Origin of the sequence: Pseudomonas sp. RGM2987 (assembly GCF_022952855.1) — a bacterium.
Lineage (GTDB): Bacteria > Pseudomonadota > Gammaproteobacteria > Pseudomonadales > Pseudomonadaceae > Aquipseudomonas.
In genome coordinates this window covers 1-2426 of the sequence record NZ_JALJDX010000043.1, presented here as the reverse complement: position 1 = coordinate 2426, position 2426 = coordinate 1, and the positions used below count along the sequence as shown (strand labels likewise).

The 2426-nt window shown below is 66.7% G+C and carries 1 protein-coding gene; it reads left to right on the top strand.

The window, feature by feature from the left end; genetic code table 11:
- Window positions 1-99: 99 nt before the first annotated feature.
- Window positions 100-2319: a primosomal protein N' gene (locus RGM2987_RS00260; protein ID WP_245138116.1), complete on the top strand. Its 2220-nt coding sequence runs from the start codon at window positions 100-102 to the stop codon at window positions 2317-2319.
- Window positions 2320-2426: the final 107 nt, after the last annotated feature.

Below are 2426 nucleotides of genomic sequence, written 5' to 3'. Positions count from 1 at the left end.
CCTAATAGGCAACCGACACACCGCTTTCGCGAGCAAGCCCGCTCCCACATTTATCGCGCCCAGCCGTTCCAATTTGCCCGCTGACAGAGATCCCCCCGCGTGCCCGACGCCATCCTGCGCCTCGCCTTACCCTCGCCCCTGCGCCGCCTGTTCGACTATCGCGCCCCGGCCGGGGTCCCGCGTGCGCGGTTGCAGCCGGGCATGCGCTTGCGAGTGCCATTCGGCCGGCGGGAGATGATCGGGATCCTGGTGGAGGTTACCGACCACAGCGAAGTGCCGGCGGACAAGCTCAAGCCGGCCCTGGCCCTGCTCGATGACGCGCCGCCGCTGCCTGCCTCGCTGTTCAAGCTGTGCCTGTGGACCGCCCAGTATTACCAGCACAGCCTCGGCGATACCTTGAGCTGGGCATTGCCGGTGCTGTTGCGCCAGGGCGAACCGGCCGAAGCGCGCCAGGAGCGCTTCTGGTCCGTGGCACCGGGCGCCTCGCTGGACGACCCGCGCATCGCCCGCGCCCCACGCCAGCGCGAGGCCCTGGCGACCCTGGCGCAGCATCCCCACGGCGTGGCGCATCAACTGCTGAGCAAGCTGATGCTCAGCAAGGACAGCCTCGATCTGTTGCTGGCCAAGGACCTGGTCCAGGTCGAGGTCCGTCGGCACGCCCCCGACGTCCGCCACGAACATTGGCTGGCCCAACCGGAACTGCCGCTCAATGCCGAACAGCGAGCGGCCTGCGAAGCGATTCGCGCCGGCTTCGACAGCTATCACGCGTTCCTGCTGGCGGGCGTCACCGGCAGCGGCAAGACCGAAGTCTATCTGCAACTGATCCGCCAGACCCTGGAAGCCGGCAAGCAGGCGCTGGTGCTGATTCCGGAAATCAACCTCGGGCCACAGACCCTGGCGCGTTTCGAACAGCGCTTCAACGCCCGGATCGCCCTTATCCACTCGGCGGTCAACGACCGCGAGCGCCTGGAAGCCTGGCTCGCGGCCCGGGACGGCGAGGCCGACATCATCATCGGCACCCGTTCGGCCCTGTTCACGCCGATGAAGAACCCCGGCCTGATCATCATCGACGAAGAACATGACGGCTCCTATAAACAGCAGGAGGGCTTGCGCTACCACGCTCGTGACCTGGCCCTGGTGCGCGCCCGCCAGGAAAACATTCCCATCGTCCTCGGTTCGGCGACCCCGTCCCTGGAAAGCCTGCACAACGCCTATACCGGTCGCTACGGGCTGCTGCGCCTGAACGAGCGGGCCGGCGGCGCCCAGCAACCGCGCTTCCTGCGCCTGGATGTGAAGAGCCGTCCGCTGGACAGCGGCATTTCCGGACCCATGCAGCAAGCCATCGGCCAGACCCTGGCCGCCGGGCAACAGGTATTGGTCTTTCTCAACCGTCGCGGATTCGCGCCGACGCTGCTGTGCCATGACTGCGGCTGGATGTCCGGCTGCGAGCGCTGCGACGCGCGAATGACCGTCCACCAGCGCTCTGGCGAACTGCGCTGCCACCATTGCGGCCACTGCGAGCGGGTGCCGAGGCACTGTCCGCAGTGCGGCAGAGTCGACCTGCGCCCGGTCGGTGCCGGCACCGAACGCGCCGAAGAACGGCTGGGCATCCTGTTCCCCGACTACCCGGTGCTGCGGGTGGATCGCGACAGCACCTCGCGCAAGGACGCGATGAATCAGCTGTTCGCCACGATCCAGAAGGGCCAGCCGTGCATCCTGGTGGGCACGCAGATGCTCGCCAAGGGCCATCACTTCCCGCGGGTGACCCTGGTGTCGATCCTCGATGCCGACGGCGGGCTGTTCTCCGGCGACTTCCGCGCCAGCGAGCGCATGGCGCAGTTGATCGTCCAGGTCGCCGGCCGCGCCGGGCGTGCCGAGGAGCCGGGCAAGGTGATCATCCAGACTCACCTGGCGGACCACCCGCTGTTGATCCAACTGACCGAGCAAGGCTATTTCGCCTTCGCCGAACAGGCCTTGAGCGAACGGCGCAGCGCCGGATTGCCGCCCTTTGCCCACTTGGCGCTGCTGCGGGCCGAAGCCCACAAGCCTGGACAGGCCGAGAGTTTCCTCGATGAAGCCTGCAGTGAGGCCGAGCGCTTGCTGGCAGAGCAAAACCTGAGCGGGATCGAACTATTGGGCCCGGTGCCGGCTCCGATGGAGCGGCGGGCCGGACGCTATCGCGCGCAGCTGTTATTACAGGCCAATGCCCGGGCGCCGCTGCATCGCCTGTTGAATGCCTGGCTGCTGGTGCTGGAACAGATGCCCAGCGGTCGGGCGGTGCGCTGGTCGCTGGATGTGGATCCGGTGGATTTGTATTGATTGACCGCAACTTTCATTGCCTGCACAGATCACTCTGTGGGAGCGGGCTTGCTCGCGAAGGCGGTGTGTCAATCAATACCTGTATCGACTGATACACCGCCTTCGCG